Below are 23,015 nucleotides of genomic sequence, written 5' to 3'. Positions count from 1 at the left end.
CGTGTCCAGCGTACCATTTGTAACTTGTGACCTGCTTGATGATAATCCAGATAAAGACCTGCAATTCGTAACACCATGCCTGGATGGCAAGTTTTTTAAAAGCTATGGGGCACGTAGAAGCTTTGGTGGCCAGATTGTCACAGTAAAGTGCTTTGAAGATAATTCTCGTGTCAAAGAATTACTGGCAACCGATGGTACAGGCAAAGTCCTGGTGGTGGATGGTGGTGCTTCGATGCGCTGTGCACTGATGGGTGACCTGATTGCTGAATCAGCAGTAAAGAATCACTGGAATGGTGTAATTATTTACGGTTGTGTACGTGATGTGGATGCGATTGCCGAACTGGATCTTGGTGTGCATGCCTTAGCTTCGATTCCTCAAAAGAGCAATCGCAAAGGTATTGGTGAAGTCGATGTTCCACTGTACTTTGGCGGCGTGACTTTTCAATCAGGTGAATACGTTTATGCGGACAATAACGGGATCGTGCTGTCTAAAGAAAAACTGGTGGACTAATCCTGTTTATTGAAAACATACAAAAATCAGCTATACCGTGAAAGTCAGTCAGTTTAGATTGCTGCTTTCACGGCTTTAAAACAATAAAGAGGACAGACGATATGTTAGGCCATCAGATTAAAGTAGCACAGGCATTGGCATCCGCATTTCTGGAAGGTGGACGAGGAGTTTCCGGAACGCCATTTCCAAACCAGCCTGAAAAACCCTTAAAGCTTTATGAGTACGAAGGCTCGCCATTCTGTCGCCGTGTCCGTGAAGTGATGACTTTACTCAACCTTGATTATGAAGTGTATCCATGCCCACGAGGCGGTAAACGCTTCCGTCCTGAAGTAAAACAGCAAGGAGGCAAACTCCAGTTCCCATTTTTAGTAGATGAAAATACAGGAGATAAACTTTACGAATCTCAGGATATCATTCATCATCTGTTTAAGCATTATGGCAAAACTGGTAAGACGCCGGCGAAATATTCAAATTATCCAAAGGTGCCGGTGGCTGCAATTGCTGGTACGATGGTCAACGGTTTACGCGGTGGTATGGCAAAACCATTAAAGAAAAATAAACCTGCACCTGAACAGCTTCTGGAGCTGTGGGGGTTTGAAGCCAGCCCGTATACCCGTATAGTCCGTGGTGTATTGTCTGAGCTGGAAATTCCTTATATCTACCACAATGTGGCGAAAGAACGCTGGCAAGATTATGGCCCAGCCAAGCTACGCTTAAAGCCAGGAAAATACGAGCCCTTGCCAGGCGGTAAACGCGAACAGCTGTTCACCATGATGGGGAACAATATCCAGGTGCCTTATCTGGTCGATCCGAATACCAATGTAAAAATGTTCGAATCTAAAGATATTGTGAAATATCTAAAAGGTCAGTATGGCGCTTAATTTTCGTAAATTTTTTAATTAAAGAATTTCCTAGGTCACCAACGAAAAAGAGGATCAAATGATCCTCTTTTTTGTTTCTTATTCTTCTTCTTCAGCAGGCGGAACCAGCATGAGGATGGATTCATTGAGCAAATCTGCCAGATCTTCCAGTATATCTTCATCAGCAAAGTCCAGATTGAGCATCACAGACTCACCATTGGCGATCAGCTTGAGTTTTTCTGCAAAAGCTTCCGAGATACATAAACCTTCACCATTGCCCCAGAATAGTATTTTATCATCTTCTTCAGTATAAAGCAGGCGTGATGCAGGCTCGAGCATAATGCTATAGCCTTGGTCTAATGCTTCTTCCAGGTCGCCAGTACCAATTTCTTCAGCTTCTGGAATATTTTCTGGGTATTTAGGTTCAGACATCAGGCTCATGATGGCATCTTCAAGTACATTGGAGTTATGTAACTGCTCCATGATTTTACTTTTCAGATATTCAAGCTCATTAGTTGTGACTTCACCAGCAGCACTGATTTGATCACGAATGATATCGGTCAGAGGATTACGTAAGACTTCATTTTCAGCAAACTTGTCTCCAACACGATCCATCATGTCACTGACATTTGGCATACGGAAACCAAAAGAGAAAGTTAAACAGTCATCTTCAGCTACGCCGTAGTGTGAAAGCCCAGGCGGAACATACAGTAAGTCGCCTGGAGCAAGGACTTCATCAAAGTTTACATCCATTTCTGGAAGTAATTTTAATGGCTGACCCGGAACAAGTTCAGTCTCTGCATTACACATCTGACCTAATTGCCAGCGACGGTGACCATAACCTTGTACAAGGAAGACATCATAGAAGTCGAAATGCTTGCCTACAGAACCACCCTGAGGCGCATACGACACCATGATGTCATCACGGCGCCATTGTGGAATGAATGGAAATTTTTTCCAGAGTTCTGATAGATCAAAGGAATAGTGATCTACTGCCTGAACAAGGAGTGTCCATAATTTAGGCATCTTCTGGAAATCAGCTTTTAGTAAAGGTGAAGATTTCACTGACCATTGGTTCGGGTCGCGGTCTTTTTGCTTGATCAGGCGTGCAGTGACATTTTCATCCAGAGCCAGCTCCATGACATCGTCAGGTTCAAGCAGGCCAGCAATTTCAGGCATGGCATTACGTACTAGGAGAGGTTTTTTCTGCCAGTATTCAGCAAGGAATTGTTCAGCGGTAATTCCGCCTAATACATCTAAAGATTGGGACATGGGATTAACTACAAGATAAATTTTGCTTATTGTCCCTTGAGTTATTGAATGGTGCAAGCGAGATGGTGAGAAATAGAGCTTTTATAAATAGCAGGAGAGCAAACTAAGTAATATTTATTTTCATAAAATAAATGATGAGAATTTTATTTAAAAATTAATTTATTAAAAAATTTTAGCGCTCTTAAAAATTGAATAAGAAGAATAGCATTTTGAATGAAGGATAAGAATTACAAAGATATGAACCAAATTAGAGTAGCTCAATTAAAAGTGATAATTACGTAAATAAAATAGTGAAAAACATACTTTGATTGACATAAGTGACGAAATGACACAATTTTTTGTAAGGAGAATAAAAATAATTTGGAAAATAAAATGAAAGAAATTCAATTAATTAATAAAAAAACAAAAGAAAAAATACAGATGAATGCTGATACGGTTCGAGTTGATCAAAGCTCCATTGTAAAAATCAAAATTTCTAAATCAGATATTGTCCAGATGTCTCAAGACGGTACAAATCTGATTTTAGTATTGAGAAATGGCGAAAGATTGGTAGTTGAAAATTTTTATGCAAACAATCATGAAGGTTTAACGTCTAGTCTTGTGATTGAAGAGCAAAGCGGTACTTTGTATTGGTTTGATGAGGTGACCAAGCAATATAAGCAGATTTCAAGGACAGATACATTATTACCATCTTCCTCGTTTCTTGCAGAAAATTGGGAGTGGATAGCGATTGGTACATTGCTCATTGGTGGAGTTGCAGCGACAGACAGTGGTGAGGTTGAAGATGATGAACAGTTAGAGCTAAATGAGCCAGTGCCAATAGATCCTGGGCCGGAAGTGCCAGTAGAACCTGAACCGGAAATACCAGTAGAGCCAGAACCTGAACCTGAGCCGGAAGTACCGATACAACCTGAGCCAGAAGTTCCGGTAGAGCCAGAACCGGAACCAGAAGTGCCGGTAGATCCAGAACCAGAGCCGGAAGTGCCAGTAGAGCCAGAACCAGAACCAGAAGTACCAGTAGAACCAGAAGTGCCAGAACCTGAACCAGAAGTACCGGTAGAGCCTAAACCGGAACCAGAGCCGGAAGTACCAGTAGAACCTGAACCAGAAGTACCAATAGAACCAGAGCCGGAACCAGAAGTGCCGGTAGAACCTGAGCCAGAGCCGGGGCAACCAGAACCAACAAATCCAATACTTCGACTAGCTCGACTTAACCTAGTTGAACAAAATGAATATACCGTTCCTGATCAAGAAGCTGTGAGCAGGTTTAAAACATCACGAGAATTTATGAGGAATAGCTCTGAAGAGCAACAAGGGGCAGTTGATACTGATCATGATGTTATTCCATCAGATAGGAACGAGGACATTATTGATGCTAAACAGCTCATAGATTTCATTTCTTCGGGCTTGGATAGCAATACGCAAGTTTATAAAATACTAAATACAGCGGATGCAATTTCAAATTTAAATAATCAGATGAATCTGTTGTTAGAGGGTATAGAAAAAGAAAGTAGTTTGATGAATATCGACTTTATGCGATCAGATACAGTTTCATTAGCTGAGCTGCTTTCTGATTCTAGTCATGTAGACAATATTATTGTAGTAGGGAATGAAGGGGATCAAATTATGATTCAAACTGATGCTGAAGAGGTTGCGCAAGCCAGCGATCCGTTGATATTGGAAAATCAATCAGATCTCATGTTGCAACAGCTTTTATCTGAGCAGCAACAGATTATTGGTTAAATATTTACCTGATCGATAGTTGCTAAAAAGCAGTCCTAAAACTGCTTTCTTACTAATTTTTAAGGCAACAGAATATCCAGCTCACGCAAGATATTGCATAGTTTGATCATCGGCATGCCCATCAACGTCGTCTGGTCCTGACCAATCATTTCTTCAAACAGACTAATGCCTAAGCTTTCACATTTAAAGCTGCCAGCGCAGTGCAGAGGCTGTTCAATGTCAATATAACGTTCGATTTCAGCTTGAGATAGCTTGCGGAATTTTACCTTATAATGCTCAACCAGAGTTTGCTCAAAACCGCTAGATTTCTGTTGCACGCTCAGTGCTGTACTGAAATATACAATCTTGTCTGAATTGGCCTGTAACTGGCGAATTGCTTTTTCAGCAGTTAAGGGCTTGCCAATAAAGATATCTGGTGCGCCTTCACGCCAAGCCACCTGGTCAGAGCCAATGACGATTGCATCTGGGTGTTGCTCAGCCACATGTCGGGCTTTTTCAAAAGCCAGTCGCTTGGCTAAGTCATCCGCATGATTTTCACCTTGTGGTGATTCATCGATATCCGGGACGATCGATACGTAGTCAAGACGTAAGCGATTCATCAATTCTTTACGGGTCTGGCTGGAAGAGGCCAGAATAATCTTTGCGGTATTCATTAGACAGCGTATTCTTCTAAAACATGCAGAGGGACATAGGCTAGAACTGCTTTATGGCAGGCTTGCAGCTTGATTGGTGGCGCCTGGCCTGCTTCATAAGCTTCTACCCAGCGCGTCACGCAAATACACCAGAAATCACCTGGCTGAAGCCCCGGAAAACCGACTTCTGGTAAAGGCGTAATCAGATCATTACCTACTTTTTGGGAGAAATTTAAAAACTCCGAAGTCATCTGTGCACAAACTGTATGCTGGCCCAGGTCACTAGGGGAAGTATGGCAGAAACCATTACGGAAGTAGCCGGTAATCGGGTCAAAACAGCAGCTCGCCAATGGCTCGCCCAAAACATTTAAACGGTTTAAATCTGGATCTGGATGTATCGACATGGGTACGGAATCTGATGGATGCTTTTTCCTATCATAACAAAACTTTGGCAATCGTTAGCTTTTCTGCAAAAGATGCTAACCTTTTTCTGCATAATCATTTAAAATCGCCTCGTTTTTAATATCTATAAAGAGAGCTCTAGATGAACTTTCAACGTATGACTGACCTTGACCTTGCGGGTAAGCGCGTTCTTATTCGTGAAGATTTAAACGTCCCTGTTAAAAATGGCGTGATTACTAGCGATGCACGTTTACGCGCAGCATTGCCAACTATTAAAGCTGCCGTAGAAAAAGGTGCAGCGGTTATGGTGTATTCACACCTTGGTCGTCCAGTTGAAGGTGAGCCTAAAGCTGAACAGTCACTTGCACCTGTAGCAGCATATTTGACTGAAGCATTAGGTCAGGAAGTAAAGTTATTCACTGACTACCTGGATGGCGTTGAAGTTCAACCTGGTCAAGTGGTTTTACTTGAGAACTGTCGTTTCAACATCGGTGAAAAGAAAAATAACCCTGAACTTGCCGCGAAATATGCAGCACTTTGTGACGTATTTGTAATGGATGCATTTGGTACAGCACACCGTGCAGAAGCATCTACTGAAGGTGTGGCTCGTCTGGCGAAAGTGGCGGCAGCAGGTCCTTTACTTGCAGCAGAATTGGATGCTTTGGGTCGCGCGTTGAAAACTCCTGAAAAACCAATGGTTGCAATCGTTGCTGGTTCCAAGGTTTCAACTAAACTAGACGTATTGACTTCACTTTCTGATATCTGTGATCAATTGATCGTAGGTGGTGGTATCGCGAATACTTTCCTTGCAGCTGCTGGCTACAATGTAGGTAAATCACTGTGTGAAAATGATTTGATCGATACAGCTAAAGCAATTGCAGCCAAAGTTTCTGTTCCACTTCCAACGGACGTTGTGGTTGCTGATGCATCTGAAATCAATTTTGATGACTTCCTGGGCTCATTAGCTGTTGCTAAAGCGGTTGTGAAAAAAGTTGAAGATGTTGCTGACAACGACATGATCCTTGATGTAGGTCCAGAAACTGCAAAAGCATTTGCTGAAATTTTGAAAACGTCTAAAACGATTCTTTGGAACGGTCCAGTGGGCGTATTTGAAGTAGATCAATTCGGTGAAGGCACGAAAACTCTATCGTTAGCGATTGCTGAATCGGAAGGTTTCTCGATTGCAGGTGGTGGTGACACGCTTGCTGCGATTGATAAATACAACGTTGCTGACAAAATTGGTTATATCTCGACTGGTGGGGGTGCATTCCTTGAGTTTGTCGAAGGTAAAACCCTTCCTGCAGTTGCGGTACTCCTAGAACGCGCTTAATTGCATGTTTTAGCCTAAAAAAGCTGGCCAAGTGCCAGCTTTTTTATGTCATTTTTTTGACAGCGGAAACTTATCATTCATGGCTTCGTCATTAAAATGCAATAAATCTGTCATAAGATGCACACATTAAATCACCAAATGATGAGATTACGTGATGAAAAAACAGTTAACTTTAGCGGCATTATTGGCAGCATCATTGGCACTGACTGCATGTGCGAAACAGGAAAATACCCCAGCAGCTGAAGCAGAAGCTTCGGCAGCCGTAGCAGATGAGACTGTAACGCCAGAACAGCAAGCAGCGATTGATGCAATTGATCAGCCGGTTCTAGATGAAAAAAATACCGACATTCCTGCTGAAATTGCGAATGCTCCAGCAGATGCAGCGACTGCAGACGACTCAGTCGCAGCAACTTCGGAAGCTGTGGCACCTTAATTGGGTCAATGTGAGACAAAATCCCTGCATTTGCAGGGATTTTTTTTAAATAGTGTTATTTGTTGCTGAATTGAAACCTTTGTGCATGTAGAATATGTGGCATTCACTGGGAGGATATTATGGCTCTTATTTCATTGCGCCAGCTCTTGGATCACGCCGGCGAACATGCTTACGGCGTACCAGCATTTAACGTAAACAACTTAGAACAAATGCGTGCCATTATGTTGGCAGCAGACCAAACAAATTCACCTGTAATCGTACAGGCATCTGCGGGTGCACGTAAGTACGCAGGTGCACCGTTCTTGCGTCATCTGATTTTGGCAGCAATCGAAGAATGGCCACACATTCCAGTGGTAATGCATCAAGACCACGGTACCAGCCCTGACGTATGTCAACGTTCTATCCAGTTAGGCTTCTCATCAGTGATGATGGATGGTTCTTTGGGTGAAGACGGTAAAACACCAACTTCATATGAATACAACGTCGATGTCACTCGTCGTACGGTACAAATGGCGCATGCGTGTGGCGTTTCTGTTGAAGGTGAAATTGGTTGTCTGGGTAGCCTTGAAACAGGTATGGCCGGTGAAGAAGATGGTGTGGGCGCTGAAGGCGTACTAGATCATTCTCAGCTTTTAACTTCAGTTGAAGAAGCGCGTCAATTCGTTGCTGATACTAACGTCGATGCTTTAGCAATTGCTGTAGGTACTTCTCACGGTGCGTATAAATTCACGCGTCCACCTACAGGTGATATTCTTGCGATCGACCGTATTAAAGAAATTCACGAAGCACTGCCAAATACGCACCTTGTAATGCACGGTTCAAGTTCTGTGCCACAAGAATGGTTAGCTGTAATTAACCAGTATGGCGGCGACATCAAAGAAACGTATGGTGTTCCAGTTGAGCAACTGGTTGAAGCGATCAAACACGGTGTCCGTAAAATCAATATCGACACAGACTTACGTTTAGCTTCAACTGGTGCAATGCGTCGTATGATGGCTGAAAAACCAAGTGAATTCGATCCACGTAAATTCTTTGCTGCAACCGTTGAAGCAATGAAGCAAATCTGTGTAGATCGTTACGAAGCATTTGGTACAGCAGGTAATGCTGACAAGATTCGTCCAATTTCATTGGAAAAAATGGTTTCTCGCTACTAATTGCTAGCCTGAAATCATGCTTGAAAGCCCACAAAAATCTTGTGGGCTTTTTTTGTATTAAAATAGCGTACTTAAAAATACTGATGAGCATGCAATGGAACTGATCTTTGCAGCTGCACTATGCAGTGTCATGGTCTCGATTTTACTCAAGACAGGAAGGAACAGGGGACTCAATCCCATTCATCTGATTGCATGGAACTATGCCACAGCAAGTGTTCTTTGCTATTTCTGGTTTAAACCCGATCTGGCACATGTATCAGTCACTCATACGCCGTGGTTACTGATTTTTGTCTTAGGCATCTTGTTGCCAAGTGTATTTCTGCTACTGGCTCGGGCTTTGCAAACAGCGGGGATCCTAAAGACAGAAATCGCCCAGCGTCTATCAATCGTACTTTCTCTTGCAGCAGCTTACTTCATCTTTCAGGAACAGTTTAGCCAGCTGAAAATCATTGGAATCGGTCTCGGGATCACTGCGGTGATTTGTATCCTGCTGTCCAATCGAAATGATACTGGCACAGGAACTCGAGGTATGCTGTATCTGGGATTAGTGTGGGTCGGATACGCACTGATTGATGTGTTATTGAAATACACCACCAGTTTGGGGTTGCAGTTCGCTGTGACGCTGAACCTGATGTTCATCTGTGCCTTTATTTTCTCAATGACTTATCTAGTGATTAAATATCATCATTTTGGTGATTTGAAGCATATTGGTGCCGGGCTGGTTCTAGGGGGACTGAACTTCGCCAATATAGCATTTTATGTTAAAGCGCATATGCTGCTAAAAGATACACCAGCGATTGTGTTTGCGGGAATGAATATTCTGGTAGTGGTATTTGGGGTACTTGCAGGCCTGGTCTTCTTTAAAGAGCGTCTAAAGCCTGCAAGCAGTCTCGGGTTAGTGCTGGGGCTTGCCAGTGTTATCTGCTTAGCCTATGCCATGTCTGCTTGACATAGGCACTGGCATAATCTAGTGGCAGACGAATCAGGTCTTCTTTTTCAGCCAAGCCCAGAAGCATGCCAGCCTGTCGGCAGTGTGGGCAATGCGGATAACGATGCTGTTCATGCTTATATTGATGTAGATAGATTTTTTCGCAGTGTTTGCATTCAAATTTAATTGGTCTGGATGGAAGAACTGACATGGATACCTCTATTGTTATTCTGAATTATAAGTGTTCTTTAGTTAAGCAAAAATTAGGCCCATAATGACAAGTAAAGGGGCTTTGCGCCCCTTTTATAACATAAAATGCTTACAGTTTGGTGAAAACATCTTCAGCTTTCAGACGGGATTTTGGCAGCTTGGCATTGAAATCATTTTCACTGCGGTAACCCAAAGTCATAATTACAGATGGAATCAAGCCTTGTTCATTGAGGTTCAATTCTTCAGTAAGAATGCCTTCATCAAAGCCACCAATGGGCGTTGCATCTACACCTTCGATTGCTGCAGCAATTAACATTTGACCCAGTGCAATAAAGGTCTGGTTTTCCGCCCAACGCTGAATATCTCCTTTTTCATTACGGTAATATTCAACATAACCTGTACGGGTATTGCGCTGTGCTTCTTTGGCGGTTTCATCTTTAAAACGGCCGAGTACATCATCACGTTCCAGAAGATTATTTAAATGCTGCTCAGTAATGTCAGCTTTGGTGCAGAAAAGAATTGTATGCGAAGAATCCAATACTTTTGGTGCATTATAGGCATATGTACCCACTAAAGCCTTGGCAATACGTGCTTTGGCATCCGCATGATCAGCGATAAAAAAATGCCAGGGCTGGATATTAATTGAAGAGGGAGCCAGGCGAAGAATCTCGGTCAAACGATCAAACTGTTCCTGCGGAATTTTCCTGGATGGATCATAAGCCTTTGTCGTATAACGAGATTCAGAAACCTTAAGTAAATCCATAACTGGACTCCATTCGTCTTTGTTGATCTTGGATGGGGGCATACAGTAAAGTCATACTGTAAGTGAAGTGGATTATTACAATAAATTTCCTTCAGGCAAAGCATAAGTTGTGTAGATATCTACTATTTATAATGTTAGCACTTAGAGCTTTGGCTAATGATAAAAGAGCTTTTCACTATTGGCACTTTTTGCCAAGAGGCGTTTAATAAGCTTATAAGCAATAACATGCAAGCGAGCGGGCGTATGCAATACACCAATTACTTCAAAAGAAAACTCAAAACTGAACAGCAAATCGGGTTATGGGTCGGTCTGGCAGATGCTTACGGTACAGAAATTGCTGCCAATGCCGGCTATGACTGGCTGTTGATTGATGGTGAGCATGCACCTAGTGATTTAAGAACCACGTTATCGCAACTACAAAGTATTGCAGCCTATCCATCGCAGGCAGTGGTACGCCCACCCATTGGCAGTGTACAGCTCATCAAGCAGCTTCTGGATATTGGCGCGCAAAGCTTACTCATCCCCATGGTTGAAACGGTTGAACAGGCCGAGCTGATGGTAAAAGCGGTACGTTATCCACCAGAAGGGATCCGGGGTGTTGGTGCAGCGCTGGCTCGTGCTACTCGCTGGAATAGTATTCCGAATTATTACCAAACCGCCCACGAAGATATCTGTCTGTTGATTCAGATTGAATCGGTAAAAGGTCTGCAAAATCTGGATGAAATTTTAAAGGTCGATGGTATTGATGGTGTTTTTATTGGTGCAGTGGATCTGTCTGCGACCATGGGGTATCAAGGCAATCCAAATCATCCTGAAGTTCAAAAAGCCGTGATTGACGCGATTCAGCGGATTCGTGCTGCTGGTAAAGCGGCTGGTATTCTGTCGACACAACATGATATTACTCAAAAATATCTCGATTTGGGTGCTGAATTTGTTGCGGTCGGCGTGGATACCAGTGTACTGATGAATTCTTTGCGTGAACTGTTATTTAAATATAAGCAGGGTACTGAAGTGGTGAAATCTGAAGGTGGATATTAATCTGCTTTCTACATCCTGAAATGAGAAAGACAACTGTAACCAGTTGCCTATTATTTAGCTTAGATTTAGTAATTCAGTTTTTTAAGTTAGCTTCAGCAGGACCTTGATGAAACAGTTTTTCACATTATGTACCTACATAATCACCTAAAATAAAAAGCCTTGATTAATTCAGGGCTTTTTATTAGTAAAGTGTATTAGGATTTTGCATCAAATATTTTGAAAGAGTAGGTTCAATGCGATAAATTTTTTTATTACCTTCTAGCCTTCCAGTGTTGTAAATAAACTTCACCGCTTCAAGCCAAGCTACTGCTTGATCATTAGAATTTAAACTCTTTTCTTGAACTTTTCCATCCATAAATAATGACAGAATATTCTTCTCTTCATAAGATAATTTTGTCAAAGAATTGATAAATTCTTTTTGTGTTTTTGAAATTAAATCTCGTTGTTCTTTTTGACGTTTTAGAAAAACAATGAGGTCATATATCAAAAATGAGAGACTTATGAGGAATATAATTAATAAAAATGTGAAGTAGCTATTAACAAATTGACTTAGATTTGGGTCAATTTCAAGAGTAGAAACTGCAAATATTAAGGACACAAATATAAGAAATATACTATTAGCTTTTTGAAAACTGGATTTCATTTTATGTGTATGAAAAATAATAAAATTAATTGAATGATAACTGATCATTTTAATAAAGAGCAAGTGAATTTTCTTAGTCGTAATTCCGCTATATTTAGTAATACCAAGTCGTCAGCTGTATTTCTTGCTCAGGATCACCAGAAAGCTCAAGAATCTGCGCAGATTCTTCTCTCCAGTCGCCTAAGACAATCCGCTTTTTGCTATTTACATCATGAATATTGGCACGATGAGTATGACCATGAATCAGCAGATCGACATCTTGTAGTGCGGTGTTAACAGCATCTTGATTCACGTCCATAACCTCATAGCTTTTGAATTGCTGCGCTTCATGGCTTTTCTTGCGGAAACCTTGTGCCAACCGGGCACGAAAAGACAACGGCATTTTTCTTAAAAAGCCGACTAACCAGGGATGACGGATAATTTTACGGAATCTTTGGTAGCTGATGTCATCAGTGCAGAGTTCGTCGCCATGTTCTATACGAATCTTTTTGCCAGTAATCGTTAAGAACTGAACATCGGGCAAAAGTTGTCCTGTGAACTGATTTAGAAAATCTTTGCCCAAAGCGAAGTCACGATTACCGACTAGAAAATAAACCTGATTACCCGCTTTGGTAAACTGTTTTAAATGCTCAATAATTTCATCCAGCCAAGGAGCGGTATAGTCGTCACCAATCCAGGCATTAAACCAGTCACCCAGAATATAGAGTTGGGTATTCTTATCTTTATAGGCATCTAATAAATCTAAAAACCCCCGAACGAGTCGAGGGTGATCAGGTGACAAATGTAAATCGGCGATAAACAGATGGGTCACAAATCTTTTCCTTTTATTCCTCTCTAGATCCCTCATTCATATGAGGGATTTTCCATTACACCGTTTTAAAGCATCGCTTTAAAACTCATAAAGAACGGAGAGGACGTTTTTTATTCAGAAATGATTTTTGCAGATTCGATTACAACGTTCTCTAGTGGAACGTCAGCGTGGTAGCCACGGTTACCAGTGCGAACACCTTTGATTGCGTCAACAACGTCCATGCCTTCAACAACTTTACCAAATACTGCATAACCCCAACCTTGTGCAGTTTTGCCAGTATGGTTAAGGAAAGCGTTGTTTTTCACGTTAATGAAGAACTGAGCAGAAGCAGAGTGAGGTGCTTGAGTACGTGCCATTGCAATGGTACCAACGTCGTTGCTCAGACCGTTGTCAGCTTCGTTTTCAATCGCGTCACGCGTTGCTTTTTCTTTGAAGTTTTCGTCCATGCCGCCGCCTTGAATCATGAAACCATCAATAACGCGGTGGAAAATTACGCCGTCATAAAAACCGTCACGTACATATTCTAAGAAGTTTGCCACTGTTTTAGGTGCTTTTTCAGCGTTTAATTCAAGAACAATACGACCTTTATTGGTGTTTAATTCGACTTGAGGAAAACTCATTGTGTAATCTCCTGATCATGACCTTTGAAGTCATGGGTTTTTTTGAATGAGAGAAGCATAAGCAAACTGTAATCGACAAGGCAAGCAAAAATATACTTTTCTCGGATAAAATTCTGAAAATCGTATCTTATTTATGCATTGTTCCAGCAGGTAAATCCAGATAATTGCCTGCGCTTTACCAATTAACAATGACACATTTTTTTGAAAGAGTATGTTTCTTTTCTTAAACAGCGACATGCGATTATATTTATGAAAAAGCTCCGGATCATTCGTCCAAATTTGCATGCAATTACAGCAGACCTGGCCTGATCATTTTAAAATGATTGAATAGAAAACAAATGCCACAGTTAGCAGTTGAGAGATTGATCACCTAAAGTTAAACTAGGGGACTTTAGTTTATGTTTTACGGCATGTCTAAAGCCTCCCGTAACAGGACATAAAACCCTTATTTTTAACTTTAGAAGTGAATGATTGATCATGAAGCCAAATGATGTTGTTACATCTCTGCCCGAGAACCCGACCCAAAACAAGAATGCAGTCGATTCAGCGCAGCAGCAGGAACAACAACCGGGCTTAGACTTTGTGCGCCAGGTCATCACTGATGATTTAGAAGCAGGCCGTACTCAACAAGTGGTGACACGTTTCCCACCTGAGCCAAATGGTTACCTGCATATCGGACATGTAAAAGCGATCTGTCTGAACTTTGGTATTGCTCAAGAATTTAATGGTTTATGTAATCTGCGTTTTGACGATACCAACCCGGATGCTGAAGAACAAGAATATGTTGATGGTATTGCCAATGATGTGAAATGGTTAGGTTTTGAATGGAATGGTGAGCCGCGCTATGCATCGAGCTATTTTGATCAGCTTTATACATGGGCTATTCAACTGATCGAACAGGGTGATGCCTATGTGGACTTACAGTCTCCAGAAGAAATCAAGTTAAATCGCGGTAACTTTGTAGAACCAGGTAAAAACTCGCCACAACGTGATGCCACTGTTGCTGAAAACCTAGAGCGTTTTGAGAAAATGCGCAATGGCGAGTTTGCGGAAGGTCAGGCTGTGCTTCGTGCCAAGATCGACATGGCGTCTCCAAACGTGCATATGCGTGATCCGATTCTGTATCGCATCCTGCATTCTGAACACCATCAGACTGGCGACAAATGGAAAATCTACCCAATGTACGACTATGCGCATCCATTATCAGATGCCATTGAAGGTGTAACACACTCTTTATGTACACTGGAATTTCAGGATCACCGTCCATTCTATGACTGGGTGATCGAGAAAGTTCAATCACCAGCTGTTCCACGTCAGTATGAGTCAAGCCGTCTGAATGTCGACTACACCATTACTTCTAAGCGTAAGCTGCGTAAACTGGTTGAAGGCGGATATGTGAATGGTTGGGATGACCCACGTATGCCAACTGTCGTAGGTATGCGCCGTCGTGGTTTCACCCCGGAAGGTCTGCGTGACTTCTGTAAGCGTGTAGGTGTATCTAAGGTTGATGGCAGTATCGTCGATGTAGCAATGCTGGAGTATTGCATTCGCCAGTCTCTGGAAAATGCGGCTGCACGTGGTATGGCAGTACTTAATCCACTAAAAGTGACTTTAACCAATCTGCCAGCGGATATGGATCTGACGCATTCTCGTCACCCAAATGTGGATATGGGCGAGCGTCTGATTCCATTGACCTCTGAAATTTACATTGACCGTAAAGACTTTGAAGAAGAACCACCTAAAGGCTTTAAACGTCTGATTCCTGGCGGTGAAGTGCGTCTTCGTCATGCTTATGTCATCAAGTGTGATGAGGTGATTAAAGATGAAAATGGTGAAGTCGTTGAACTAAAATGTTCAATAGATCCTGAAACTTTAGGTAAAAACCCTGAAGGCCGCAAAGTGAAAGGTGTGATTCACTGGGTATCTGCAAGCAAAGGTATTTCTGCAGAAGTTCGTATTTATGATCGTCTGTTCACTGAATCTGATCCAGAAACTGGTGATGACTTCCTGGCGAACTTGAACCCTGAGTCATTGAAAGTGGTACAAGCCGTGATTGAGCCAGCACTTGCAGAGGCTAAACCGGAAGATCGCTTCCAGTTTGAACGTGAAGGCTACTTTGTGGCAGATCAATATGATCACTCAAGCGAAAAGCCAGTGTTTAACCGTATTCTGGATCTAAAAGACAGCTTTAAGCCAGGTAAATAAGTTGTATCCGGTGAGTGATTTAAATTGTATTGACTATCTTCTACCAAGGCAAATTGGCTTCGGCAGAGTCAAAACAGTTTGGTTCTAATAAACCTTTAGATAGCCCAACTTCGGTTGGGCTATTTCTATGGAGTGTAAAACAAGAACATGATCGTCCGTGATAAAAGTAATAGTTTTAGCCTGCTGTTTGCCTGGCATGGCACCATTTTGCCCAAGGTATTACCCGCGCTTATTTCAGTGATTCTGATTTCTGGGGTACTGGTTTATTTGAGTCGGGAGCATTTTTTTAGCCTGCCTGCAGTGCCTGCAATTGGCTTCACCATCTTTGGGGTAATTCTTTCGATCTTCCTGAGTTTTCGGAATACCGCCTGTTATGATCGCTGGTGGGAGGGGCGTAAGCTTTGGGGTGCATTGATCGCCACCACGCGTCACCTGAGTCGGGATACTCACATACTCGATACTGAAAACAGGGAATTGCTCTTATACCGGATGATGCTGTTTACTCATTTATTGCGCGATCGTTTGCGTCAGCAAGAGAGTAACATTGAGCATTACCAGCCTGATACTCAGTTTGATCCAATTGCTTTCAATCAGCTTAAGCAGCAGGTTAATCCTGCACAATGGGTACTGGAACAGATGCAGAAACAGTTAGTAGAATGTTATCGATCAGGGCAGATCTCCGATATTATTTATAATAACCTGAATCAGTATACGGTAGAGCTCGGAAATATTCAGGCAGGTTGCGACCGGATTCTGTCGACGCCGTTGCCATTTTCTTATTCCGTACTGTTGCATCGAGCAGTATATTCTTTCTGTTTTATTCTGCCTTTCAGCCTGGAAGCCAACTTGGGATTATGGACGCCAGTCCTAGTGGCATTGATTGCCTATCTGTTTTTAGGCTTGGATGAGTTGAGTGCCGAGCTAGAAGAACCTTTTGGACTACAGGACAATGACCTGGCGCTTGATTCAATCGTGCGCTTGGTCGAACGGGAAACTTTAAGTTCTATAGGACGGGAAATACCTGAACCTTTAAAGCCTTGGAAAGGGCATCTGAGTTAAGTCAGTTATTTTCATCCATATTAAAAGCCCCATTTATTTGGGGCTTTTAATTAGCGTTTTTTCAGGTTGCTGAGTATGTTCCTGGAACTGTTCCTGTAGCTCACGGTATTGCTGCAAACGTCGTTTTGCTTTGTCGCGTAATTTCTTTTTAATATATAGTACCAATGCAAAGCAAGTGGTGGTTAATGTCAGGAACATACTGTTCATGAAGCTCATCATCGAACTGATATAACCAATGGTGGTCAGACGGTTCATCATGCGGATCACCTGCGGGCTGCTTTCCACGCCAGTAATCGCCCAGGTACATAGATGTTCACAGTTATTGATAATCAGATGATAATTATTTTCATGCATGCGTGAACGCATACGACGCACAACTTTACGGCCTTTGTATTTGGTATGTGCATATTCCTGAACTTGGATTGGTTTACCATGACTAAACTTGTCAATCGAGGTAATTTCAATCGGGTGCTTTTTAAATAAGTGCGCAAAACCGGAATAATGGATCACACGACCTCGTCCGGCATAAATACCATGATGGGTATAGCCGAAGTGTTTGACCATAAGGTGAGCACCTAAGGGAAAACGTTGAGTTTGTTGCATATGCCACTGAATGCCAATTGATGTACAAATGTTTCAAGAAATCAAGTTTAACGGGTTTTTGTGATTTTATCGATGTTTATGTCTGAAAAATCAGCGAACTGATCAGTTGTGTTAATAATGGAATGATGAAAAAAAGTAGAAAGCTTAAGATTAAAATAGCCTAAGCACTATTGAGGATCACTACTCAACCAAGACAAGAGCTAGAGCTGAACATACAGATTGAATAATGCTTCTATTTAAAAGTTCCAGCCAATAAAAAAGCATTTGCTTTCACAAATGCTTTTTTAAAATAAAGCCTGACCACTACTGTAATGGCAAGTTCTGCAGTTCATTCAGTTCCTTACGGCTATAGCCGCGAGAAGCGAGAACTTTTTTGATACCGACAATCACGTCTTCATCAGTTGCTTTTGCCAATGCTTCAAGAAGCTGTTCATTTGACTTACAAGCGCAGTCATTTTCAACACAAGCAATTTGATTCTTGTGTTCATTTTGTTGTTCAGCAGTGAACAACTTTTGCCAAAAACTCATAGAGCCTTCATACATGATCTAACATAGCTTGAAATATAGCCAATTAAATAAATAAAGCAATAGGGCCTATGTGATAAAAGCAGCAAACGGTCTTCAAAATTTCCGATTGCAGCTGGTGTTTCAAACGATATTATTCAGTTGAAATAATGGAATTCATGTATAAGTCCATTATTTTAAAAACAAAAAATGGAGCTATTAGAAACTCCATTTATGTAACAAAAAAATAAATTGAAACAATATTTTTAGCGTTTTTCCAGCAGCACACCTGACTCCACATGATGGGTATATGGGAACTGATCGAACAGGGCAAATTTAGTAATTTTATGCGTCTCAGCTAACTGTTTCAGATTGTCATGCAATGTATCTGGATTGCAAGAAATATAGAGGATACGTTCGAAGCGCTGCAGTAACTTGAGTGTTTCATAATCAATACCGGCACGTGGTGGGTCGACAAAGACGGTATCGAAGTCATAAGTTGAAATATCAATTTTGGCTTCTTGCAAACGACGGAACACACGTTCACCGTTATAGGCTTGGGTGAATTCTTCAGCAGACAGACGAGCTACCTGAATATTGTCGATACCGTTCTGCTGAATATTCCATTCAGCTGCATAGACTGAAGATTTCGCCAGTTCGGTCGCTAATACACGACGGAAGCGGGTAGAGAGTGGTAAGGTAAAGTTGCCATTACCACAGTAAAGCTCCAATAGGTCTTTATCAGACTGCTGTGCAGCATTGCATGCCCATTCCAGCATTTTCTGGCAGACTTGCGCATTAGGTTGAGTAAAACTGCTTTCAATTTGCTTATATTGATACTTGCGATCGAACACAGTCAATTCTTCAACAACATAGTCATCAGTTAAAATGACTTTCTGCCCACGACTACGACCAAAAATCTTAATATTGAGTTGTGCTGATATGGCTTTAGCGGCAGCTTCCCATTCAGCAGTCAGTGGGCAACGATAAACCAGTGATACCAACATTTCACCTTTTAAAGTGGCAAGAAAATGCGCTTCAAAGAGACGATTTGATAAAATAGGCTCAGCCTTAAGTGCTGCCAATAAGAGTGGCATTAAGGCATTAATACTGCGGTCGGCAACCGGAAAATCATCAATACGGATGACTTTTTTATTATTGTTCTCATCACGTTCAAACATGGCATAAAACAGGTCATCTTCAGTATGCCAGATCCGAAACTCAGCACGCATGCGATAGTACTGTTCAGGTGATTCGAATACTTCTAAAGCAGGTGGTTGATATTCGGCAAATTGCGCGCTAATGCGTTCAACTTTGGCATCCAGTTGTTGCTGATAAGATGAGGTCATATGCAGTAAAAATCGCAAATATTTTGAAAGCCAAGATGGTAGCAAAAAATTGCTGTTCTGCCTAAGACTATTCAGGGAAACAGGCTGGAAAAGCTGCTAAAAAAAGGCCAAATCTACAAAGGGGAGAGATTTGGCCTTAAGAGGAAAGAAATTAAAATAAAATAAGTGATAAAGCTGTTTATAAGCCTGACATGGTCATCAGACTGGCATTACCACCCGCTGCTGCGGTATTAATGCTAATTGCACGTTCAATTACAAAACGTTCTACCGGAATCTCATAATTTCCGGAACTTAGATGAGTAATACCTACAATTGGACCTTGACGTGTTGCAATACGCTGCTGTAGATCAATCAGTGCAGAAGCATCACCATGATGCAGTACAGCTTCGAAATCACTAGATTCCATATCTTTAATCACTTTAATGGCCTTTACCACTTTTGCTGGCATACTTTGTAAATGTTTAAGTATGAAAGTATTGTCTGCCAGTACAGCCGGGCGACTACCCACCGATAAAATCGCCAGTAATTGCTGAATCTGATCAGCATCATTCGTTGCCAGAGATAATATACTTTCACGTGGCAAGATCATGTACTGGTTTTCTTCACCTGTTGGACCTTGCAGGCTAAAGCTGTGCCCAGTTGTGATTTTAGCTGGAGTGGTTAAGGAAATACTTGGGAAAGTTTTATATACCCAAGCCTTAAAGTCCTGCATTACTGGATTTTCAAGGGAAACTTGGGCAGGCTGCATTGCATAAGGCTGAGCCAGCTTTTTCTCTGACACCTGATGCATTAAACGGTAGATGTAGAGTGGACCACCAGCTTTCGGACCAGTCCCAGACAGACCTTCACCACCGAAGGGTTGTACACCCACCACAGCACCGACAATATTGCGGTTGATATACAGGTTGCCGACATGTGCTTTTGAAATCACGGTCTGCATGGTTTCATCGATCCGGGTATGTAGGCCCATGGTTAGGCCATAACCTTTGCTGTTGATCTGATCCAATAACTGTGACAGTTCACCGGCTTTATATCTAATCAGATGCAGCACTGGACCAAAGACTTCACGTTCCAGATCATTCAGGTTTGGCAGCTCAATTAAGGTTGGTGGAATAAACGTCCCTTGAGCCAAATCGGAAGCATCTTGATTAAACATCAATTGATGGACTTTATGACCTTTACTGCGCATCTGATCAATATGTTTCTGGATATTCTGCTGTGCTTCGGCATCAATCACCGGTCCGATATCCGTTTTGAGCAGAACTGGATTGCCAACACGCAACTGCTGCATGGCACCTTTTAACATATGGCGTACAGTGTCCAGATTATCTTCCTGTACACACAATACACGCAGGGCGGAACAACGCTGACCAGCACTATCATAAGCAGAGTTGACCACATCCAGCACTACCTGTTCGGTCAATGCAGATGAATCCACAATCATGGCATTCTGGCCACCAGTTTCGGCAATCAGGGTTACACTTTCACCAAACTGGTTTAACCGTTTGGCTACAGTTCTTTGCAGAATTTTTGCTACTTCGGTAGAACCGGTAAACATGATGCCTTGAATGCGGGAGTCTTGGCTCAGCTGGGCACCAATGGTTTCACCACGGCCGGGCAACAGTTGCAATACATCTTGTGGAATGCCAGCTTCCCAGAGAATTTGTACAGCTTGGGCAGCAATTAGCGGGGTCTGCTCAGCCGGTTTGGCAATCACAGTATTGCCCGCTACTAATGCCGCAGAAATCTGGCCGGTGAAAATCGCCAGCGGGAAGTTCCAAGGGCTGATACACAGTACGGTACCTAAAGGCTGGATATGGACATTGCCAGGTAAATCTGACATCTGGCCAGCATAATAACGCAGGAAGTCAATCGCTTCACGTACTTCAGCAATGGCATTGGCATAGGTTTTACCAGCTTCACGCGATAGCAGAACCATCAGGGGCAGCAGGCGTTGCTGCATCAGCTCGGCGGCTTTATTCAGACAGGCGGCACGTTCATTCTTTGGCAGATTGGCCCAGAAATGTTGTGCATTGGCAGCTTGGATCAGGGCAATTTCTGCCTGTTCAGTCGTTGCTTCATAAACGGTACCGACGATATCCTGATGCTGGGCTGGATTGATTACGTGTACAGTATTACTTGTATCAGGTTCTGAAAAAGCTGTGCCCATTGCTGCTGCCTGGAACTGGGTATCAGCCAGACTTGCTGCAACTTCATTTAAAGCATTGAGTTCCGCGTCATTGGCCAGATCCAGTCCAGATGAATTGATACGTGTGCTATAAAGATCTTGAGGATAGGGAATATGAGGATGTTTGGCACCCAATACATTTTCCTGTTGAGCGGTCTTTATAATTGTCTGACGAGGATTTTCGATCAGATCTTCAACTTTTAAGCTCTTGTCCGCGATCCGGTTCACGAAAGAAGTATTGGCACCATTTTCCAGCAGACGGCGTACCAGATAGGCCAATAGGGTTTCATGATTGCCGACTGGGGCATAGATACGACATGGAATACCGAGCTTGCCAGCCGCTTTGTCACCGACCACATTTTCATATAGCGGTTCACCCATACCGTGCAGGCACTGGAATTCATATTGACCAGCGTAGTAACGTTCCGGATTGGCGAGTTGGTAAATGGTGGCCACAGTTTGTGCATTGTGAGTGGCAAATTGCGGGTAGATATAATCGGGTTCTGCCAGCAGTTTACGTGCGCAGGCAATATAGGACAGGTCAGTATGTACCTTGCGGGTAAATACCGGATAATCCGCCATACCTTCGATCTGGGCTTTTTTGATCTCGCTGTCCCAATACGCACCTTTGACCAGACGGATCATCAGGCGTTTCTGGCTGCGTTTAGCCAGATCGATAATATAATCCACTACATAGAAGCAGCGTTTCTGGTAGGCTTGAATCACGAAACCAATGCCTTTCCAGTCATTGAGTGTCGGTTCAAAACACAGGCGTTCTAAAAGCTCTAAGGAAATTTCCAGACGTTCGGTTTCTTCCGCATCGATATTCAGACCGATATTGTACTTTTTCGCCAGAACCGCCAGATTTAGTACTTTGCTATACAGTTCATCATTAACACGATCCATCTGTGAGCGCTGGTAACGTGGGTGCAGCGCAGACAGTTTGATGGAAATGCCCGGGCCGTTATAAACATCTTTATCTGTTGATGCTTGACCAATGGCATGAATCGCATTTTGATAATCCTGATAATAACGTTCTGCATCCGGATCGGTTAGTGCTGCTTCACCCAGCATGTCATAAGAATATTGGAAACCTTTTTCTTCCAGACGTTCGGCATTTTTCAGGGCTTCATCAATGGTTTCGCCAGTCACAAACTGTTCACCCATCATACGCATCGCCACATCGACCGCCTTGCGGATAATGCCACGGCCACTGCGTGCCAAAAGGCCAGTTAACAGACTTGACAGGTTTTTCTGTTGTGGGGTTTCCATCAGCTTTCCGGTCAGCATCAGTCCCCAGGCCGCAGCATTGACAAACATCAGCTGGCTTTGCCCAAGATGTTCTTTCCAGTTGCCCTGATTGATCTTGTCACGAATTAACAGGTCGCGGGTCGCCGTATCCGGAATACGCAGCAAAGCTTCTGCCAGACACATCAATGCGATACCTTCCTGAGAAGACAGCGAAAATTCCTGTAATAGCCCTTGCACAATGCCGGCCTTGCCACCTGAACCTTTACGTTCACGCAAGGAATGCGCCAGATCAAAAGCCAGGCTTTGGATTTTGTCCGTCAGTTCAGAGGAAATTTCACTATGTTCCAGCAGGGTTTCCACGCACTCGGATTCTGCACGTCGCCATGCAGAATTAATGCGCTGTTCATATTCATTTTTATCCTTAAATTCAGCAATATAATTCGACTGCTGCATGGCATTCGAGTGCGAATTTGGGCGTAGGATGGTGGACATAGTGACTTCCTGTA

Annotated in this window: 22 protein-coding genes; 10 read left to right on the top strand and 12 right to left on the bottom strand. The window is 42.6% G+C overall.

Translation table 11 applies throughout. From position 1 onward, the window contains the following. Position 1 precedes the first annotated feature (1 nt). Both rraA and FSC11_RS08160 read left to right on the top strand, forming a co-directional pair. Entirely contained in the window at positions 2-511 is a 510-nt protein-coding gene (gene rraA, locus FSC11_RS08165; protein WP_163166232.1) for a ribonuclease E activity regulator RraA, read from the top strand. Positions 512-612: 101 nt separating this feature from the next. Next, complete coding sequence (locus FSC11_RS08160; protein ID WP_004812679.1) at positions 613-1,392, top strand: glutathione S-transferase N-terminal domain-containing protein; 780 nt, start codon at positions 613-615, stop codon at positions 1,390-1,392. Between the two features lie 78 nt (positions 1,393-1,470). Here FSC11_RS08160 and FSC11_RS08155 read toward each other — a convergent pair whose 3' ends face one another. Further along, the gene (locus FSC11_RS08155; RefSeq protein WP_163166230.1) at positions 1,471-2,643 is read right to left on the bottom strand and encodes a ribosomal protein uL16 3-hydroxylase; all 1,173 of its coding nucleotides are present in this window, start codon (positions 2,641-2,643) and stop codon (positions 1,471-1,473) included. A 372-nt stretch (positions 2,644-3,015) separates the two neighbouring features. Between FSC11_RS08155 and FSC11_RS08150 the strand changes: the two genes are divergently transcribed. Beyond that, positions 3,016-4,386 carry a BapA/Bap/LapF family prefix-like domain-containing protein gene (locus FSC11_RS08150; RefSeq protein WP_163166228.1) on the top strand — a complete coding sequence of 457 codons (1,371 nt, stop codon included), beginning with the start codon at positions 3,016-3,018 and terminating at the stop codon, positions 4,384-4,386. 59 nt (positions 4,387-4,445) lie between these two features. On the opposite strand, the gene FSC11_RS08145 is transcribed toward FSC11_RS08150, so the two are convergent. Beyond that, positions 4,446-5,039 carry a Maf family protein gene (locus FSC11_RS08145; protein WP_163166226.1) on the bottom strand — a complete coding sequence of 198 codons (594 nt, stop codon included), beginning with the start codon at positions 5,037-5,039 and terminating at the stop codon, positions 4,446-4,448. Further along, positions 5,039-5,422, bottom strand: coding sequence for a DUF2237 family protein (locus FSC11_RS08140; protein ID WP_005221773.1), 384 nt, complete (start codon positions 5,420-5,422; stop codon positions 5,039-5,041). The genes FSC11_RS08145 and FSC11_RS08140 overlap by 1 nt, the downstream gene beginning before the upstream one ends. A gap of 140 nt (positions 5,423-5,562) precedes the next feature. On the opposite strand from FSC11_RS08140, the gene FSC11_RS08135 reads away from it, so the two are divergent. The 4 genes from FSC11_RS08135 (at position 5,563) to FSC11_RS08120 (ending at position 9,286) form a co-directional block, all read left to right on the top strand. Beyond that, positions 5,563-6,750 (top strand): phosphoglycerate kinase, encoded by a 1,188-nt coding sequence (locus tag FSC11_RS08135; RefSeq protein WP_163166224.1) that lies wholly within the window; start codon positions 5,563-5,565, stop codon positions 6,748-6,750. Between the two features lie 154 nt (positions 6,751-6,904). Further along, a complete protein-coding gene (locus tag FSC11_RS08130) occupies positions 6,905-7,183 on the top strand; it encodes a hypothetical protein (protein WP_163166222.1) in 279 nt (92 codons plus the stop codon). Between the two features lie 119 nt (positions 7,184-7,302). Then, entirely contained in the window at positions 7,303-8,337 is a 1,035-nt protein-coding gene (gene fba, locus FSC11_RS08125) for a class II fructose-bisphosphate aldolase (protein WP_004812686.1), read from the top strand. A gap of 94 nt (positions 8,338-8,431) precedes the next feature. After that, positions 8,432-9,286, top strand: coding sequence for a DMT family transporter (locus FSC11_RS08120; RefSeq protein ID WP_163166220.1), 855 nt, complete (start codon positions 8,432-8,434; stop codon positions 9,284-9,286). On the opposite strand, the gene FSC11_RS08115 is transcribed toward FSC11_RS08120, so the two are convergent. Then, positions 9,255-9,476, bottom strand: a complete 222-nt coding sequence (locus FSC11_RS08115; protein ID WP_163166218.1) for a hypothetical protein — start codon at positions 9,474-9,476, stop codon at positions 9,255-9,257. The genes FSC11_RS08120 and FSC11_RS08115 overlap by 32 nt on opposite strands. Positions 9,477-9,584: 108 nt before the next feature. Then, positions 9,585-10,238 carry an oxygen-insensitive NAD(P)H nitroreductase gene (nfsB, locus tag FSC11_RS08110; protein ID WP_163166216.1) on the bottom strand — a complete coding sequence of 218 codons (654 nt, stop codon included), beginning with the start codon at positions 10,236-10,238 and terminating at the stop codon, positions 9,585-9,587. A 243-nt stretch (positions 10,239-10,481) separates the two neighbouring features. Between nfsB and hpaI the strand changes: the two genes are divergently transcribed. Continuing rightward, complete coding sequence (gene hpaI, locus FSC11_RS08105; protein WP_163167744.1) at positions 10,482-11,276, top strand: 4-hydroxy-2-oxoheptanedioate aldolase; 795 nt, start codon at positions 10,482-10,484, stop codon at positions 11,274-11,276. A gap of 181 nt (positions 11,277-11,457) precedes the next feature. On the opposite strand, the gene FSC11_RS08100 is transcribed toward hpaI, so the two are convergent. From FSC11_RS08100 to FSC11_RS08090, 3 genes are all read right to left on the bottom strand, one after another. Then, entirely contained in the window at positions 11,458-11,919 is a 462-nt protein-coding gene (locus FSC11_RS08100) for a super-infection exclusion protein B (protein WP_227590966.1), read from the bottom strand. A gap of 94 nt (positions 11,920-12,013) precedes the next feature. Beyond that, a complete protein-coding gene (locus FSC11_RS08095) occupies positions 12,014-12,730 on the bottom strand; it encodes a UDP-2,3-diacylglucosamine diphosphatase (RefSeq protein ID WP_163166214.1) in 717 nt (238 codons plus the stop codon). Positions 12,731-12,840: 110 nt separating this feature from the next. Next, positions 12,841-13,350, bottom strand: a complete 510-nt coding sequence (locus FSC11_RS08090) for a peptidylprolyl isomerase (RefSeq protein ID WP_004812701.1) — start codon at positions 13,348-13,350, stop codon at positions 12,841-12,843. 477 nt (positions 13,351-13,827) lie between these two features. Between FSC11_RS08090 and FSC11_RS08085 the strand changes: the two genes are divergently transcribed. Together FSC11_RS08085 and FSC11_RS08080 are read left to right on the top strand one after the other, a co-directional pair. Further along, complete coding sequence (locus tag FSC11_RS08085) at positions 13,828-15,555, top strand: glutamine--tRNA ligase/YqeY domain fusion protein (RefSeq protein WP_163166212.1); 1,728 nt, start codon at positions 13,828-13,830, stop codon at positions 15,553-15,555. Between the two features lie 147 nt (positions 15,556-15,702). Then, positions 15,703-16,614, top strand: coding sequence for a bestrophin family protein (locus FSC11_RS08080; protein ID WP_163166210.1), 912 nt, complete (start codon positions 15,703-15,705; stop codon positions 16,612-16,614). Between the two features lie 33 nt (positions 16,615-16,647). Here FSC11_RS08080 and FSC11_RS08075 read toward each other — a convergent pair whose 3' ends face one another. The 4 genes from FSC11_RS08075 to putA form a co-directional block, all read right to left on the bottom strand. After that, complete coding sequence (locus FSC11_RS08075; protein WP_163166208.1) at positions 16,648-17,217, bottom strand: lecithin retinol acyltransferase family protein; 570 nt, start codon at positions 17,215-17,217, stop codon at positions 16,648-16,650. 303 nt (positions 17,218-17,520) lie between these two features. Beyond that, positions 17,521-17,745: a hypothetical protein gene (locus FSC11_RS08070; RefSeq protein WP_163166206.1), complete on the bottom strand. Its 225-nt coding sequence runs from the start codon at positions 17,743-17,745 to the stop codon at positions 17,521-17,523. Positions 17,746-17,987: 242 nt separating this feature from the next. Then, complete coding sequence (gene trmA / locus FSC11_RS08065) at positions 17,988-19,070, bottom strand: tRNA (uridine(54)-C5)-methyltransferase TrmA (RefSeq protein ID WP_163166204.1); 1,083 nt, start codon at positions 19,068-19,070, stop codon at positions 17,988-17,990. 178 nt (positions 19,071-19,248) lie between these two features. Further along, entirely contained in the window at positions 19,249-23,001 is a 3,753-nt protein-coding gene (putA, locus tag FSC11_RS08060; protein ID WP_163166202.1) for a trifunctional transcriptional regulator/proline dehydrogenase/L-glutamate gamma-semialdehyde dehydrogenase, read from the bottom strand. Positions 23,002-23,015 lie beyond the last annotated feature (14 nt).

The organism is Acinetobacter schindleri (assembly GCF_010918895.1).
Classification (GTDB): Bacteria; Pseudomonadota; Gammaproteobacteria; order Pseudomonadales; family Moraxellaceae; genus Acinetobacter; species Acinetobacter schindleri.
Note: the sequence above shows the minus strand (reverse complement) of the source record. Positions and strands in the feature narration are given on the sequence as shown.

Bases quoted from the DNA above. Each gene is read 5' to 3' on its own strand.
- FSC11_RS08160 (WP_004812679.1), top strand. From the start codon at position 613: ATGTTAGGCCATCAGATTAAAGTAGCACAGGCATTGGCATCCGCATTT.
- FSC11_RS08155 (WP_163166230.1), bottom strand. From the start codon at position 2,643: ATGTCCCAATCTTTAGATGTATTAGGCGGAATTACCGCTGAACAATTC.
- FSC11_RS08150 (WP_163166228.1), top strand. From the start codon at position 3,016: ATGAAAGAAATTCAATTAATTAATAAAAAAACAAAAGAAAAAATACAG.
- FSC11_RS08145 (WP_163166226.1), bottom strand. From the start codon at position 5,039: ATGAATACCGCAAAGATTATTCTGGCCTCTTCCAGCCAGACCCGTAAA.
- FSC11_RS08140 (WP_005221773.1), bottom strand. From the start codon at position 5,422: ATGTCGATACATCCAGATCCAGATTTAAACCGTTTAAATGTTTTGGGC.
- FSC11_RS08135 (WP_163166224.1), top strand. From the start codon at position 5,563: ATGAACTTTCAACGTATGACTGACCTTGACCTTGCGGGTAAGCGCGTT.
- FSC11_RS08130 (WP_163166222.1), top strand. From the start codon at position 6,905: ATGAAAAAACAGTTAACTTTAGCGGCATTATTGGCAGCATCATTGGCA.
- fba (WP_004812686.1), top strand. From the start codon at position 7,303: ATGGCTCTTATTTCATTGCGCCAGCTCTTGGATCACGCCGGCGAACAT.
- FSC11_RS08120 (WP_163166220.1), top strand. From the start codon at position 8,432: ATGGAACTGATCTTTGCAGCTGCACTATGCAGTGTCATGGTCTCGATT.
- FSC11_RS08115 (WP_163166218.1), bottom strand. From the start codon at position 9,476: ATGTCAGTTCTTCCATCCAGACCAATTAAATTTGAATGCAAACACTGC.
- nfsB (WP_163166216.1), bottom strand. From the start codon at position 10,238: ATGGATTTACTTAAGGTTTCTGAATCTCGTTATACGACAAAGGCTTAT.
- hpaI (WP_163167744.1), top strand. From the start codon at position 10,482: ATGCAATACACCAATTACTTCAAAAGAAAACTCAAAACTGAACAGCAA.
- FSC11_RS08100 (WP_227590966.1), bottom strand. From the start codon at position 11,919: ATGAAATCCAGTTTTCAAAAAGCTAATAGTATATTTCTTATATTTGTG.
- FSC11_RS08090 (WP_004812701.1), bottom strand. From the start codon at position 13,350: ATGAGTTTTCCTCAAGTCGAATTAAACACCAATAAAGGTCGTATTGTT.
- FSC11_RS08085 (WP_163166212.1), top strand. From the start codon at position 13,828: ATGAAGCCAAATGATGTTGTTACATCTCTGCCCGAGAACCCGACCCAA.
- FSC11_RS08080 (WP_163166210.1), top strand. From the start codon at position 15,703: ATGATCGTCCGTGATAAAAGTAATAGTTTTAGCCTGCTGTTTGCCTGG.
- FSC11_RS08075 (WP_163166208.1), bottom strand. From the start codon at position 17,217: ATGCAACAAACTCAACGTTTTCCCTTAGGTGCTCACCTTATGGTCAAA.
- FSC11_RS08070 (WP_163166206.1), bottom strand. From the start codon at position 17,745: ATGAGTTTTTGGCAAAAGTTGTTCACTGCTGAACAACAAAATGAACAC.
- trmA (WP_163166204.1), bottom strand. From the start codon at position 19,070: ATGACCTCATCTTATCAGCAACAACTGGATGCCAAAGTTGAACGCATT.
- putA (WP_163166202.1), bottom strand. From the start codon at position 23,001: ATGTCCACCATCCTACGCCCAAATTCGCACTCGAATGCCATGCAGCAG.